Origin of the sequence: Actinomadura logoneensis (genome assembly GCF_003428695.1) — a bacterium.
Taxonomy (GTDB): domain Bacteria; phylum Actinomycetota; class Actinomycetes; order Streptosporangiales; family Streptosporangiaceae; genus Spirillospora; species Spirillospora logoneensis.
Genome location: NZ_QURH01001020.1, coordinates 1 through 13,006, shown reverse-complemented (window position 1 = coordinate 13,006; position 13,006 = coordinate 1). Strand labels below are relative to the sequence as shown.

General features: G+C 74.6%; 13 protein-coding genes and 1 pseudogene. 7 read left to right on the top strand and 7 right to left on the bottom strand.

The genetic code is table 11. The annotated features are described in order from the left end of the window. Positions 1 to 48: 48 nt before the first annotated feature. Positions 49 to 477 carry a MarR family winged helix-turn-helix transcriptional regulator gene (locus tag DZF91_RS41450; protein WP_235834798.1) on the bottom strand — a complete coding sequence of 143 codons (429 nt, stop codon included), beginning with the start codon at positions 475 to 477 and terminating at the stop codon, positions 49 to 51. Between the two features lie 247 nt (positions 478 to 724). Between DZF91_RS41450 and DZF91_RS41445 the strand changes: the two genes are divergently transcribed. The 3 genes from DZF91_RS41445 to DZF91_RS35440 all read left to right on the top strand — a co-directional run bounded on the left by DZF91_RS41445 (position 725) and on the right by DZF91_RS35440 (position 3,968). After that, the gene (locus DZF91_RS41445) at positions 725 to 922 is read left to right on the top strand and encodes a hypothetical protein (protein WP_199487117.1); all 198 of its coding nucleotides are present in this window, start codon (positions 725 to 727) and stop codon (positions 920 to 922) included. Between the two features lie 321 nt (positions 923 to 1,243). Continuing rightward, complete coding sequence (locus DZF91_RS35445; RefSeq protein WP_117361403.1) at positions 1,244 to 2,416, top strand: NAD(P)/FAD-dependent oxidoreductase; 1,173 nt, start codon at positions 1,244 to 1,246, stop codon at positions 2,414 to 2,416. Beyond that, positions 2,403 to 3,968 (top strand): class I adenylate-forming enzyme family protein, encoded by a 1,566-nt coding sequence (locus DZF91_RS35440; protein ID WP_117361402.1) that lies wholly within the window; start codon positions 2,403 to 2,405, stop codon positions 3,966 to 3,968. Before DZF91_RS35445 ends, DZF91_RS35440 begins: the two co-directional genes overlap by 14 nt. A gap of 147 nt (positions 3,969 to 4,115) precedes the next feature. Here DZF91_RS35440 and DZF91_RS35435 read toward each other — a convergent pair whose 3' ends face one another. Then, complete coding sequence (locus DZF91_RS35435; RefSeq protein WP_158588118.1) at positions 4,116 to 4,907, bottom strand: class I SAM-dependent methyltransferase; 792 nt, start codon at positions 4,905 to 4,907, stop codon at positions 4,116 to 4,118. A 179-nt stretch (positions 4,908 to 5,086) separates the two neighbouring features. Between DZF91_RS35435 and DZF91_RS35430 the strand changes: the two genes are divergently transcribed. Beyond that, complete coding sequence (locus DZF91_RS35430; protein WP_117361400.1) at positions 5,087 to 5,821, top strand: SDR family NAD(P)-dependent oxidoreductase; 735 nt, start codon at positions 5,087 to 5,089, stop codon at positions 5,819 to 5,821. Further along, entirely contained in the window at positions 5,811 to 6,341 is a 531-nt protein-coding gene (locus DZF91_RS35425) for a MarR family winged helix-turn-helix transcriptional regulator (RefSeq protein WP_117361399.1), read from the top strand. Before DZF91_RS35430 ends, DZF91_RS35425 begins: the two co-directional genes overlap by 11 nt. A gap of 116 nt (positions 6,342 to 6,457) precedes the next feature. Here DZF91_RS35425 and DZF91_RS35420 read toward each other — a convergent pair whose 3' ends face one another. Next, positions 6,458 to 6,868 carry a hypothetical protein gene (locus tag DZF91_RS35420; RefSeq protein ID WP_117361398.1) on the bottom strand — a complete coding sequence of 137 codons (411 nt, stop codon included), beginning with the start codon at positions 6,866 to 6,868 and terminating at the stop codon, positions 6,458 to 6,460. A gap of 62 nt (positions 6,869 to 6,930) precedes the next feature. Then, positions 6,931 to 7,449 carry a DUF2231 domain-containing protein gene (locus DZF91_RS35415; protein ID WP_117361406.1) on the bottom strand — a complete coding sequence of 173 codons (519 nt, stop codon included), beginning with the start codon at positions 7,447 to 7,449 and terminating at the stop codon, positions 6,931 to 6,933. Positions 7,450 to 7,569: 120 nt separating this feature from the next. Between DZF91_RS35415 and DZF91_RS35410 the strand changes: the two genes are divergently transcribed. Together DZF91_RS35410 and DZF91_RS35405 are read left to right on the top strand one after the other, a co-directional pair. Next, positions 7,570 to 8,292, top strand: coding sequence for a helix-turn-helix transcriptional regulator (locus DZF91_RS35410; protein ID WP_235834797.1), 723 nt, complete (start codon positions 7,570 to 7,572; stop codon positions 8,290 to 8,292). Positions 8,293 to 8,643: 351 nt separating this feature from the next. Continuing rightward, positions 8,644 to 9,657 (top strand): DUF2804 domain-containing protein, encoded by a 1,014-nt coding sequence (locus tag DZF91_RS35405; RefSeq protein ID WP_117361397.1) that lies wholly within the window; start codon positions 8,644 to 8,646, stop codon positions 9,655 to 9,657. An 18-nt stretch (positions 9,658 to 9,675) separates the two neighbouring features. Here the strand turns inward: DZF91_RS35405 and DZF91_RS35400 are convergent, their stop codons facing one another. The 3 genes and pseudogenes from DZF91_RS35400 to DZF91_RS40740 form a co-directional block, all read right to left on the bottom strand. Continuing rightward, positions 9,676 to 10,497, bottom strand: coding sequence for an SAM-dependent methyltransferase (locus DZF91_RS35400; RefSeq protein ID WP_199487116.1), 822 nt, complete (start codon positions 10,495 to 10,497; stop codon positions 9,676 to 9,678). A 96-nt stretch (positions 10,498 to 10,593) separates the two neighbouring features. Beyond that, positions 10,594 to 11,757, bottom strand: coding sequence for a DUF5753 domain-containing protein (locus DZF91_RS35395; RefSeq protein WP_117361396.1), 1,164 nt, complete (start codon positions 11,755 to 11,757; stop codon positions 10,594 to 10,596). A 673-nt stretch (positions 11,758 to 12,430) separates the two neighbouring features. Then, positions 12,431 to 13,006 (bottom strand): annotated as a pseudogene (locus DZF91_RS40740) (hypothetical protein); the annotation flags it as partial.

Here is a 13,006-nt window from a genome sequence, read left to right as displayed (position 1 = left end):
CGGCGGCCGGAGGGCGGGCCGCGCCGGCCGGAGGGCGGCCGGTGCGGATCAGGCGGCGGGGGCGTCCCCGGCGGCGGCGATGACGCGGGTGAGCGTGCGGTGCAGGTCCTGCAGTTCCTCCAGGCTCATGCCCAGGCACTCCATCATCGTGGCGGGGATGCTCTCGGCCCGCTGCCGGAGCTCCCGTCCGGCCGGGGTGACCGTGACCGCCAGCATCCGCTCGTCCCGGACGTCCCGCTCCCGCCGGATGAGCCCGGCGGCCTCCAGGCGCTTGAGCAGCGGCGAGAGGGTGCCGGGGTCGAGCTGGAGCAGGGCGCTGAGCTCCTTGATCGAGAGCTGGCGGTGCTCCCACAGCGCCAGCATCACCAGGTACTGGGGGTGGGTCAGCCCCATCGGCTCCAGCACCGGCCGGTAGTGCGCCAGGACGGCGCGCGAGGCCACCACCAGGGCGAAGCACACCTGGTTCTCCAGCGCCAACGGGTTGGCCGCGCCGTCCGTGCCGGCCTTGTGGGCCGCGTCGGCGGCGTCGACGGTGCTGGCGGTGTTAGGCACATCACCGGCCACGGTTCCTCCTGACACGTTGCTCGTGGGGTAGAAAGATAGTACTGCAATAATTTGTACACCAACCTTTTGCGCGTCAACTGAACGTCCCGGTTCCGCGGACGCGCTCCACCTCGCCGGCACCGTCGCCCCCGACCGCCGCCCAGCGCCCTGAGGAGAGTGGATGTCCGTCAAGCGACCGTCCTTCCTGCCGTCCCTGGACGAACTGGAGAACCAGGCGCTCAAGCGCTCCGCCGCGCCGGCGGAGGCGGGGTCCCAGTTCGACCACCCCACCGCCAAGAAGCTGTTCTGGGCCGTCGGCATCCTCACCGTCATCGCCCACGTCGTCGGCGGCATCATCTTCGCGATCCTCGGCTTCTGAGTCCGCCCCCGCACCTGCTGCCCGGCGCCCGCCAGCGGACGTCGGCAGCCATTTCTCGCCGCGCGACGCCGCCCTGTCCGTCAGGACGGGTCGGCATGGCCGCGAGGACGGCGGGCCGTACCGTCCGATGACCCGTTAGTGACGTTCAGTTGATGTAGCATCACCGAACGTGACGAGCGCGAGGTGTAACGAGATCGCAGGGTCGAGTCTCGGCCTGCCAGTGACCGCCGAACCGGACGACCGTGATCCCGCGCCGACGCGGGACCCGCACGTGGACGCGCTCATCGGCGGCCACCCGCGCCGAGCGGAACCGGCCCTCTGATGGCGACGGAACCCAGGGCGCGGACGGAGCCGCCGGGGTCAGCGGAACCGGCGGAGACCGCGGAGCGCGGCGCGCCGCCCGAGCGCGCCGAGGTCGTCGTCATCGGCGGCGGCGTGATCGGACTGTCGATCGCCGCGGAACTCGCCGGCGCGGGCGTCGAGACCGTCCTGCTCGAACGCGACACGCCCGGCTCCGGCGCCTCGAAGGCGACCGCCGACGTGCTGCGCGCCTACTTCGCGGGCAACCCCGTCAGCTCGGCCATGGCCGTGCGCAGCCTGGCCGCCTACCGCGAATGGGACGGCCTGCCGATGCGGCCGACCGGCTACCTCGTGCTGTTCACCGACGCCGAGCAGGTGTCGGAGTGGGAGCGGCAGCGGCCCGCGCAGCACGACGCGGGCGTGGACGTGGAGCTGATCGACGCCGCCGAGGCCAGGCGGCGCAACCCGCTGATCGCGCCGAACCTGCCGCTGACCGCCGCCGCGTGGTCGCCGCAGGCGTACGTGTCCGACACCGCCGCCATCGTCGCCGGGTTCGTCCGGGCCGCGCGCCGCGCGGGCGCGGGAGTGCACTCCGGGTGCCGGGTGACGGACGTGGACACCGTCACCGGACGCGTCGGCATCGCGGGCGGACGGTCCGTCACGGCCGGGACCGTCGTGTGCGCCGCGGGCGCCTGGTCCGCGCCGATCGCCCGGATGGCCGGCGTGGACCTGCCGCTGGCCGAGCCGGTCGTCCAGGAACTGCTGACGGCCGGCCCGCTGCCGGACGCCCCGGACATCCCGATCACGCTGCACGCCGCCAGCGGACTGCTGGTCCGCCGCCGCGGCGAGGGCCTGCTGGTCGGGATGGGCTATCCCGGCCCCGACCGGGACGACTGGCGCGACCGGGTGCGGCGGCAGCTCGCCCTCACCTATCCGCACCTGACCGGCGCCGAGATCGGCACGGCCTTCACCGGCGTCCGCGACGCCAGCCCCGACCGCACCGCCTTCATCGGCCGCGCGCCCGGCGACACCCCGTTCCTGTACGCGGCCGGGTTCTCCGGGCACGGCCTGTGCGTCGCGCCCGCCGCCGGTCAGATCGTCCGCGACCTGTACCTGGGGCGGGACCCCGGCATCCCGGTGGCCAAGCTGGACGTCTCCCGGCACCGGACGGGCCGGCGCGATGACGACGACTGACGCGCTGACGACGGCTCCGGAGCACCGCCACGGCCTGGGCCGCGCCGTCGTCGCCGGGCTCCGCTCGGCGGGCGCCCGCGACGTCCTGGTGTCCGGGACGCGCCGATTGTCGGGGCACGCCGTCCTGGCGCTGGCCGCAGCGGGCGCGCACACGCTGACCGCGCGCGGCGTGCGGCCCGGTGACACGGTCGCCTGTCTGTACGACGGCGCCCGGCCCGAGTCGGCCGTCGGACGCGTGGCGACACTGCTGCTGGGCTGCGCGTTCCTCCACATCTGCCCCGAGACCCCGACGGAGACCGCCGCGGGCGCGATGCGCGCCCTGGGGGCGTCGGTCCTGCTGTACGAGCCGTCGCGGGAGGCGGAGGCCCGCGCGCTGCTGGCCGAGTACCCGGCGCCGGTCGTCCATCCGCTCGCCCAGGGCACCGAGGCCCCGGACGGGCTGTTCGCCTCCGACGTCCGGCAGCCCGTGGTGCTCGATCCGCCCGACCCGGACGCGACGGGCCTGGTGGTGTTCTCCAGCGGCACGGCCGGCGAACGCAAGGCGGTCGCCTACAGCCACCGCGCCGAAGCCACCCAGGCCGCGACGGCCCGGGCGCTGTTCGGGCCGGGGCCGTGGCGCTTCCTGGTGACGCCCGCGCCGCGGTACCTGCCCGACCTGGTCGCCTGGTGGACGCTGGCCAGTGGCGGCACCGTCCACCTGCAGGCCGACCGGGACCCGGAACAGGTTGCCGCGAAGGTGCGCCGCGAAAGGATCACCCATCTGCTCGCCGGCCGGCCCATCGACCTGTACGCGCTCGCCGAGCACCTCCAGGCGTCCGGCGACCGGCTGGACACCCTGCGGCTGGCGGCCTACGGCGGCGCGGCCCCCGTCCCCGCCCGCACCGAACAGGCACTGGACCGGCTCGGGCCCGTCCTGACGCAGAGCTACGGCACCAGCGAGGCCGGGTTCCTCACCGCGCTGTCACCGGCCGAGCACGTCCGGCCCGACCTGCTGGGCAGCGCGGGCCGCGCCGTGCCCGGCGTCCGGCTGAGCGTGCGCGACGAGGACGGGACCGCGCTGCCCACCGGGGAGGTCGGCGAAATCTGGATCCGGTCGCCGCAGCGGATGCGTGGTTACGTCGGCGGTCCCGCGCGGACCGCCGACGTCCTGCGCGACGGGTGGCTGCGCACCGGCGACCTCGGACGGCTCGACGGGGAGGGCTTCCTCTTCCTGGTCGACCGGGTCGAGGACCGGCTCCCCGGCGGGATCCACTCCCATCCCATCGAGCACGCGCTGGCCCGCCACCCCGCGGTGGTGGAGGCGGCCGTCTTCGCCCTGCCGTGTTCCGGCGAACCGCTGCTTGCGGGCGTCGTCGTCGGACGCGACGGACACCGCCCCGACCCCCGCGACCTGCGCCTGCTGGTCCGCGAGGCGCTGGGCCGGCACTGCGAGCCGAAGCAGCTGTGGCTCGTCGACCGGATCCCCCGCACCCCGGCCGGCAAACCGGACAAGGCCGCGCTGCGCGCCCGCTACCGGAGCGGCGCCAGGTCCGACGACCCGGCCACCGCATGACCCGCAGGGGCCGCGGCCTATGACCGGCGCCGCGTCCTGCCACGCGGCGGCCGGACGCGACCCGGAGCACTAGGGCGGCGGGCCGACCGGTTCGACCCCGCCCGCCGGCGGGTCCGTCGGATGGGGTCGGTCGGACGGCGGGCCGTGTCAGTCGGACGGCGGCCGGGCCAGGACGTACTGGAAGGGGTAGTCCACGACGCTGCCGTCCGGAAGGCGGACGTCGGAGCTGTGGACCTGCTCCCCCGACTCCACGACGTGCCAGCCCGCGTCCCGGTAGAGGCCCGCCAGGTCGCCGATCCGCTGCAGGCTCAGCCCGGCGCGGCCGACGTCGGCGACGCGGTCGGGGGCCTGGCCGTGCCGGGCCATCAGCGTCCGGCTGCGCGAGCCCTGCCCCAGATGCTCGCGGTCGTGGCGGACCTCGATGTCGAAGACGTGTCCACGCCGTCCGGCCAGGGCGGCGAGGGCGCGCAGCGCGGCGGGCCAGGTGTGGGGCGGCATGGCGTGCAGGACGCCGCGCAGGTGCACGTCGGCCTCGCCCAGGCGGAGGGCGATCCGCTGCGCGCCCGCCTCGTCCGACAGGTCCAGCACGTCGTAGTCGACGTTGGACGGCACGGTCGCCTGCCGGGCACGCGCGATCGCGCTGGCGGAGACGTCGAGTCCCGTCACCCGGTCGAAGTGGCGGGCCAGCCGGCAGGTGAGCCTCCCGTCCCCGCAGCCCATGTCCACCAGTGGGAGGTCGGCGGGGAGCCGGCCCAGCATCATCGCCAGGTAGGGCACCTCCGCTTCCTCGGAGGCGGCGTTCCAGGGCGGTTCGGCCAGCTCCCCGCGGTCCACCTGGTGCCAGTACCGCTCCCAGGCCGACCCGCTGTTGACCGCCGCCGGAACGGCCCCGGTCCCCGGCTGGACGTCGTCCGGGGCCGGCGTCTCGCTGAAGGTCATCGTCGCTCCCATGTCCCGACTGCCCGAAGCCCCGAGGGGCCGAACGTCACACACAGAGCGACGTTACAACTGCACAGAGTGGCGGCTGGTCCCTTCCCGCACTCCAACCCGCAAGCTTGCACTGGCCCGGGGTGGGCGTGTTAGCTTGAGTTTAGGCCTAAAGTCATAGGAGGTAGACGATGGCACGCACGGTGGTGGTCAGCGGTGGCGGCACCGGGATCGGCAAGGCGGTGGCGGCGCGGTTCGCCGCCGACGGGGACCGGGTCGTCATCATCGGTCGCCGCGCGGACGTCCTGGAGACCGCGGCCAAGGAGCTCGGCGGCACCGCGGTCCAGGCCGACCTGAGCGAGCCCGCGGACGTCGCGCGGGTGCGGACCGAGCTGGCCGAGCGGTTCGGCACGATCGACGTGCTGGTCAACAACGCCGGCGGCAACGTCGAGCGGCACCCGAACGACCACGGCGACGACCCCGGGGTGGCGGAGCGGTGGACGGCCAACTTCCGGGCGAACGTCCTGACGGCGGTGCTGCCGACCGAGGCGTTGCGCGACCTGCTGAACCCGTCCGGACGGGTCGTGTTCCTCACCTCGATCGCGGCGTTGCGGGGATCGGGCGGGAACTCGTACGGGCCGATGAAGGCGGCGCTGCACCCGTACGCGTTCGACCTGGCCGCCGCCCTCGGCCCGCGCGGCGTCACGGTGAACGTGGTCGCGCCGGGGTTCGTCGAGGACACCGAGTTCTTCGGCGGCACCATGACCGACGAGCGGCGGTCGATGCTCGTCGGCCAGACCCACACCGGCCGTGCCGGGACGCCCCGCGACGTCGCCGAGACGGTGCACTGGCTGGCCTCGCCCGGCGCCGGCCACGTCACCGCGCAGATCCTGCAGGTGAACGGCGGGGCCGAGCATGGCCGCTGAGCCGCCCCCGGACGGCGCCGACGCGATCGCGGACGCCTGGCGGCGCGAGCTGCCGGGCGTCCCGGTGGAGTCCATCGGGGTGGTCACCCGGATCTGGTGGGCCGCGAAGGTGTTCGGCGACGAGCGGCGGCGGCTGTTGGCGCGGCTCGGCGTGGACGTCGCGACGCTGGACCTGCTGTCCACGCTGCGCCGCGCCGGCGTCCCGTACCGGATGAGCCCCGGCGACCTGGCCGAGGCGTGCATGGTGACGCGGGGCGCGATCACGCAGCGGGTCGAGCGGGCGGCGCGGGCGGGCCTGGTCGAGCGGACCACCAGCGGGTCCGGCTACCACGCGCGGGCCGTCTCGCTCACCGCCGCGGGCCATGAACTGCTCGACCGGGTCGTCGCCGACCTGCTCGCCTCGGAGGCCCGGCTGATCGGCCACCTGGCCCCCGAGCGCCGCGAGCAGCTCGCCGACCTGCTGCGCGAGCTGCTCGGGGGTCTGGGCGGACCGTCCGCGACCGGCCAGGTCGGGGACTGAGCCCGTCACCCGCCGGCGGCGTCCAACGCCGCGCGCAGCTCCTCCACGGTCGGCGCGCCCTCCCGGGGGCCGCCGGTCGCGGACGGGCGTCGCGACGCCCGCGCCGGCGCGGGACGTCAACTGGTGATGGAGGCGATCAGCACCAGAACCACCGTGACGACGGCCAGCAGCCCGTGCCCCACGACGACCGGGACCGGGATGGCCCGCTCGGGCGGTCCGGGCTCGGTCGGCAGGATGCGGCGGGTCGGCAGCCAGCGCGCGACCATCACGAAGCCGAGCGCCGCGATGACCAGCAGCAGCACGAAGGAGATCCACGCGAGCGCGGTGGTGTCGGTGGCCATGTAGATGATCCACAGGACCAGTCCGGCCACCGCCAGGACCCCGTGCCCGAAGACCACCGGGGCGGGGAGGCGGGTCGGCGGGGTGCCCGCCGGGGCGCGGACGCCGCCGCGGGCGATCCACAGTCCCAGCATGGTGACGCCCCCGAAGGCGGTGAGCAGCCAGATGATGAGTGCGGCGACGGTCATGTCGGCCTCCTCGTCGGAACGGATCCTCGCCGGGGCCGGCCCTCGGTTCGGAATCGGACGGTTCAGGGTCGTCGGGTGACGGCGAAGCCCTCGGCCTGGGTCGTCTCGTCGGCGACCCGGACGCCGTAGCGGTAGGCGAGCATCCCGCCCAGGTAGCCCGAGGCGCCCAGGAGGGCGAGGCAGACCACCGACAGCACGATCTGCCCGGCCTCGACCTGGTCGTAGTGGTTGCTCAGCGCGCGCCACGCCCACCCGGCGCCGTACCCGGCGGTGACCGCGAGGTTCAGCGCCATGTGCAGCAGCGCCGTCCGGAACGCGGCCGTGCCCGGCGCGATGGCCAGCAGGTCCAGGAACCCGAACACCGCCGCGGCGAGCGCGCCGACCACGCCGATGGCGACCAGCCAGATCGAGCCGCGGGTCAGGAAGGCGGGGTCGTGGACGAGCCGGGACGCCAGGTCGAACACCAGGCTCGTCACCCAGGCGCCGATCGGGACCGTCACCAGGATCGGATGCAGCGGGTGCCCGTACGGGCCGGACAGCGGCGAGACCGGGCGCTTGGCCTGCCGGAGGGAATCGGACATCACCACCCCCTATTTCACTAACAAGCTTTTGCCTAATGGCCCTGACCAGTCAACATTCACGGGGTAAAGGTCGTGCCGCGTCCCGGTCGGCGCGCCGGCGACGGGTGTAATCTCCCGAATGTGAGTGAGGAGGCCCGGGCCCTGCGGGCCGTCGCGGCGCTCAGCGACGAGCTGCGCCGCCGGATGTACGAGTTCATCCGCCGCTCGCCCGCGCCGGTCACCCGCGACGAGGCGGCCGAGAGCGTGGGCATCTCCCGCAAGCTGGCCGCGTTCCACCTGGACAAGCTCGTCGCCGTCGGGCTGCTGGACGCGGGGTACGCCCGTCCCGGCGGTCCGCGCCGCGTGGGCCGCGCCCCCAAGGTCTACCGCCCGGCCGGTGAGGACGTGCGGGTCAGCATCCCGCACCGCGAGCACGCGCTGCTCGCCGGCATCCTGCTGGACGGCGTCCGGCACCAGGCCCCGGGCGAGTCCGGACGGGACGCAGCCGTCCGCGCCGCCGCCGAACGAGGACGGGCCCTCGGAGCGGACGAACGAACCCGGTCCGGCTCCGGAGGTCTCGTCCCGGAGAAGGCCCTCGCGCACGCCGGAGAAGCGCTCGAACGACACGGCTTCGCCCCCGACCGCGTGTCCACGGCGCGGATCAGGCTGACCAACTGCCCGTTCCAGCCGCTGGCGGGCCACGACCCCGACCTCGTCTGCGGCATCAACCACGCCCTGCTCGCCGGTTTCCTGGACGGCCTCGGAGCGACGGGCGTGACCGCGGCCCTGGCCCCTCGTCCCGGCATGTGCTGCGTCGAACTCGAAGCGTCCGCGCCGGCCACCGAAGACGACACCGACGCCTGATCGGGTCGCCGGGGCGCCCGACCCCTCAAAGGCGCCTGGACACCCCTGCCGCCGTTCGGTAGAGACCCCCAGCGAACCCGGGAGGTCCGCGCTTGGGCAATGGTCAAGAACCGTTGACCATTGCGCCATGGCTACGGACGCGGGAACCGCCGGGTCGGGGCAGCACTGCTCCACGCCGCCCCGACCCCCACCCCGGTACCTCCGGAGACCGCCGAGCCCAACCGCGAGGAAACCCCGGAACTCCTCTGCCAAACCCCGACGCCGACAAGCGGCGGACTCCGAAGGGGTGGCCGGGCTGTGGTCTGCCGGCGCGGCGGCGTAGGGTCGGCCGAGCGGACTCGAGGGGTAGTGATGACTGAACGGCAGGTGCTGGACGCGACCGACCGGCTCGTGGAGGACGGGCGGCGCCGCTGGGGACGGCTGGCCACGCGGCCCGCCGTCGTCAACCCGCTGGACGCGGACTCGGGCGTGCCGCGCGCGCTGCGGCGGCTGCGGCTGAAGGAGTGGGCGGGGTGGACGCTGGTCCATCCCGAGGCGTGGTCCTCGATGATCATCCAGGACGCCCACTACCTCGCCAGTGCGGAGAGCTACGTGTACGACGCGGCGACGGGCGCGCTGCGCGAGTACGCCGCGACCGGGCTCGGCGGCTCGGCCCGGCTGCCCGCCGCGCTGTACGGCAGCCGGGTGCAGTTCGGACGGCGCGGGCTGCGCGTCGGCTACGACCTGCGGGAGGAGGGCGGACTACACCGGATCCGGATCGAGGCGCCCGCCTCGGGGGACACGCCCGCCCTCTCCGGTGACCTGGAGCTGGACGGGGCGAACGCCACCGCTCCCCTGTCGGTCAGCTCGCCGCTGCCGGGCGGGGCGATGTACACCCACAAGGCCGTCTTCCCCGCGAGCGGCGAGCTGCGCGTCGGCGACCGCGTGTACCGCTTCGACCCCGACCGGGACCTGGCGATCCTGGACGAGCACCACACCTTCCTGCCGTACCGGACGACCTGGCTGTGGGGCACGTTCGCCCAGCGCACGCCGGACGGGATCGTCGGCGCGAACTTCGCGCGGCGGCCGACCGTCCCGGGCAGCGAGGAGGAGTCGTGCCTCTGGCTGCCGGGGGCGGCCGAACCGCTCGCGGACGTCACCTTCACGCCCCGGTCGTCCGCGCCGCTGACGCCCTGGCACGTCGCGTCCGCCGACGGACGCCTGGACGTGACGTTCGAGCCCGTCGGACGCAAGGCCGTGAAGCACCAGCTTCTCGCCGCGTCCATCGACTACTTCCAGCTGTACGGCACCTACACCGGGACGGTCGGCGGTCGCGAGGTCCGGGGCGTCCACGGCGTCTGCGAGAGCATGCGCACCCGCTCCTGACCGCGGCGCCCCGGCCCGCTACGGCTTGCGGCCGACCCCGCAGTACGCGTCGACCTCGCCCTGCTCGCCGGACGGGTCGGGGCGCCACCGCTGGAGCGGGACGACTCCTGGTTCGAGGACGTCCAGCCCGTCGAAGAACGCGCGGATCTGGTCGGGGTGCCGCAGCCGGTACGGCACCGCGCCGGTCTCGTCGTAGCCCTGCTGCGCCTCCAGGAACGCCTGGTCGGTCGCCGTCCCGTCGTACAGCACCAGGTAGCTGCCGGACGGCAGCGGCTCCAGCAGCTTCGCGACGATCGACCGCGCCTCGGCGTCGTCGGCGACGTGGCCGAGGATGCCCATGAGCATCAGCGCGACGGGCCGGGTGAAGTCCAGGTGCTCGCCCGCCCGGTCGGCGATGTCCTTCGGGGAGTGCAGGTCGGCGTCGATGTAGTGCGTCGCCCCCTCCGGACGGCTGGTCAGCAGGGCGCGCGCGTGCACGAGGACGAGCGGGTCGTTGTCCACGTACACGATGTGGCTCTCGGGCGCGACGCTCTGCGCGATCTCGTGCGTGTTGCCCTCGGTGGGCAGTCCGGTGCCGACGTCCAGGAACTGCCGGACGCCGCGCTCGGCCGCGAGGTGCCGGACGGCCCGTCCGAGGAACGCCCGGGACGCTCGCGCCAGGTCCACGATCGCCGGGTACACCGCCGTGTAGTCGTCGCCCGCGCGCTGGTCCACGGGGAAGTTGTCCTTGCCGCCCAGCCAGTAGTTCCAGATCCGGGCCGAATGCGGGACCGTGGTGTCGAGGTCCCCCATCAGGTCCTTCTCGGTCGCCGCCAGGATCTCGTGCTCGTCGCCGCTCATGATCGCCTCCTCCGTCCCATCACAGCAGAAGCGGACCACCGGCGGGGTACCGCGAAGTGGCTGAAGCCGGTCACCGACACGCGCCGCGGTCCCTTGTCAGGCGCGGCCCTCGAGACCCTTCAGCATGGCGTGCAGGAGAGGCGGCGTCCGCTCCGGCGGGGCCGCCTTGATGAGCAGCCGCCCGTGCTGGGCGACGAAGTGCGAGACGACGTCCGGGTCCCCCGGGTAGTCCGCCGTGCCGGGCTGCTCCACCCGCACCAGGTCGGGCCGGTCCCGGTCCGGGAACCGCATCACCGTCACGGAGCCGTCGGCGACGGCCTCCCCCGCCTCCTCGTCCTCGAGGATCTGCAGGGTCACCCCCGGACGGCCCGCCATGCCGACCAGGTGCCGCAGCTGCCCGCGCCGCGCCGCGACGTCACCCACGTCCAGTTCCAGCGCGCGGCGGGAGATGATCGCCCAGAGCCGGGGCGGGCGCGCGCGGTGCAGCACGTCCTGCCGGAAGGCGAGCAGTTCGACGCGGCGACGCAGCCGGTCCGGGTCGATGTCGGGGTGGTCGAGCAGGATCAGGTGCCGCGCGTAGTCGGCGGCCAGCAGCAGGTCCGGGATCCGGTCGGGCGCGAACACGCGGATGTCGGCCAGCTCGGGTTCCAGCGTGAGGTACAGCGCGAAGTGGGACGGGACGATGTCGTCGTAGGCCCGCCACCAGGCGTGGTGCATGCACAGCTCGGTGTCGGCGAGCACCTGCGCCGGGGTCCGGCCGCGTCCGGGCGGCGCCTGCACGGAGGTGTCCGGCAGGCGGCGCATCGTGAGCGTCGAGACCGACGCGGACGACGCCCCGAACCGCAGCGCGGGCGCGTGGTCGGCGGCCCGCGCGAAGCGGACGTCCCCGACCGGCGGGCGGGCGGCCTGCGCGGGCACGGCACCGGCGGGGACGCGCCGGTCGTAGAGGTCGCGCAGTTCCTCCAGGGAGACCATGGCGGAGAGGTCCAGGCCCTTGTCCCGCGCGTGCTCGTAGATCACGGCCCACACCGACTCGACCTTCTCCCGCCGGGGCCGCCGCACCGGGACCAGCGTGAACAGGTCGCTGAGCGTCGAGCGCGGGACGCCGATGACCGTCACGCCGTGCACCCGGCGTCCTTCGAGCCGCCGGGACAGCCGGTCGAGCGTGTTCAGGGTGGGCCGGCCCGCGAGGCGCAGGTTGCGCCGCAGGGCCTCCACGGCCGCGCCGCAGGGGTGCCGTTGCTGGTCGGGATCGGGCATTCGCCGGTCCATTCGGAGCGAGTCGGGGGCTGGGGCAGCCCATGTTCTCATCGGTCCCGTCCCCTCTCCTGGTCGGCTGACACATTCAGGACCGCCGCGCGGCGGCGCGCTTCCCGGGGCGGCGGCGCTCTCCCGCGCTTCTTCCCAGCTCAGCCGCGCTCCGCGGCGGTCGGCGCCCGCTCGTCGCCCGGCTGCGGCTCCGCGAAGGGCCGTCCCACGGATACTTTCGGTATCCGGATTCGGCTCCCGCGCGTCCGGGATTGCCCGAAAACTGCGATTCGCGGCCGGGCCATGCCGCAGAGTGAGTAACGAACGGATCCGCTCCCCGCCTGAACGGAGATCCCCCCGTTGCGCGCCGCACCCCGCACCGACGACACGGCGTCCCCCCGCCCACCGGCCCCGTTCCCGTCCTCGGCCCAGGTCCCGACGCCGGCCCCGGCCTCCGGCTGCGACCCGGTCCGGGTCCCGGCGCCGAGACCCGAACCGGACCCCCTGCCGGAACCGGGACCGGACGACGCCGACCGCATCGCGCTCTCCCTGGTCACCCTCTGGGCCATGCGGACGGGCCGCACGCCCCCGCCCGGCCCCTACACCGCCCTGTCCGCCGCCGAGCTGATCGAGTTCTGGGCCGACCCGCACATGCCGGAGCCCCCTCCCCCGCCCGGGGAGCCGGTCAGTTCGTCCGCCCGGTCGCCAGGTGCGGACCCAGATACCCGATGTAGATGAGCCCCGTGTTGTCGGTGTCGTCGAAGAAGTGCAGCCGGGGGGCCGGGGGTTTGCAGCGTTCGAGCTTGATGTGCGCCGTGAAGCAGGCCCGGCCGGACGGATGCGTCGCCGGCCGCACCGGGAACATCCGCGCCTGCCGGAACTTCTCCTGGTGCTCCACCCGGTCCGACTCCGCCAGCGCGATGATGTTCGCGCTGATCAGCGCGCCGGGGGCGCCCGACCGGACGAACGCCAGCAGGTCCGACAGGTGCGGACCGGGCGGGGTCCCCGCCCGGCGGGCCCGCTGCTTGGCCCGCGCGTAGGCGTCCAGGGTGGTGAGGGCGTCCCGCGCCTTGCGCCGCCACGACGCCGCCTTCGGATGCGGGTCGAGCGCGGCGGCGACCGACGCGTCCAGGTCGTCCAGCACCAGCAGCGGATGGCGCGCGGCGATCTCCGCGACCAGTGCCTCGAACGAGCCCGGCACCCGGTCGGCGGACGCCGCGGGCGGCGGCGCGCTCGCGACCGCCGGCGCCACGTCGGCCAG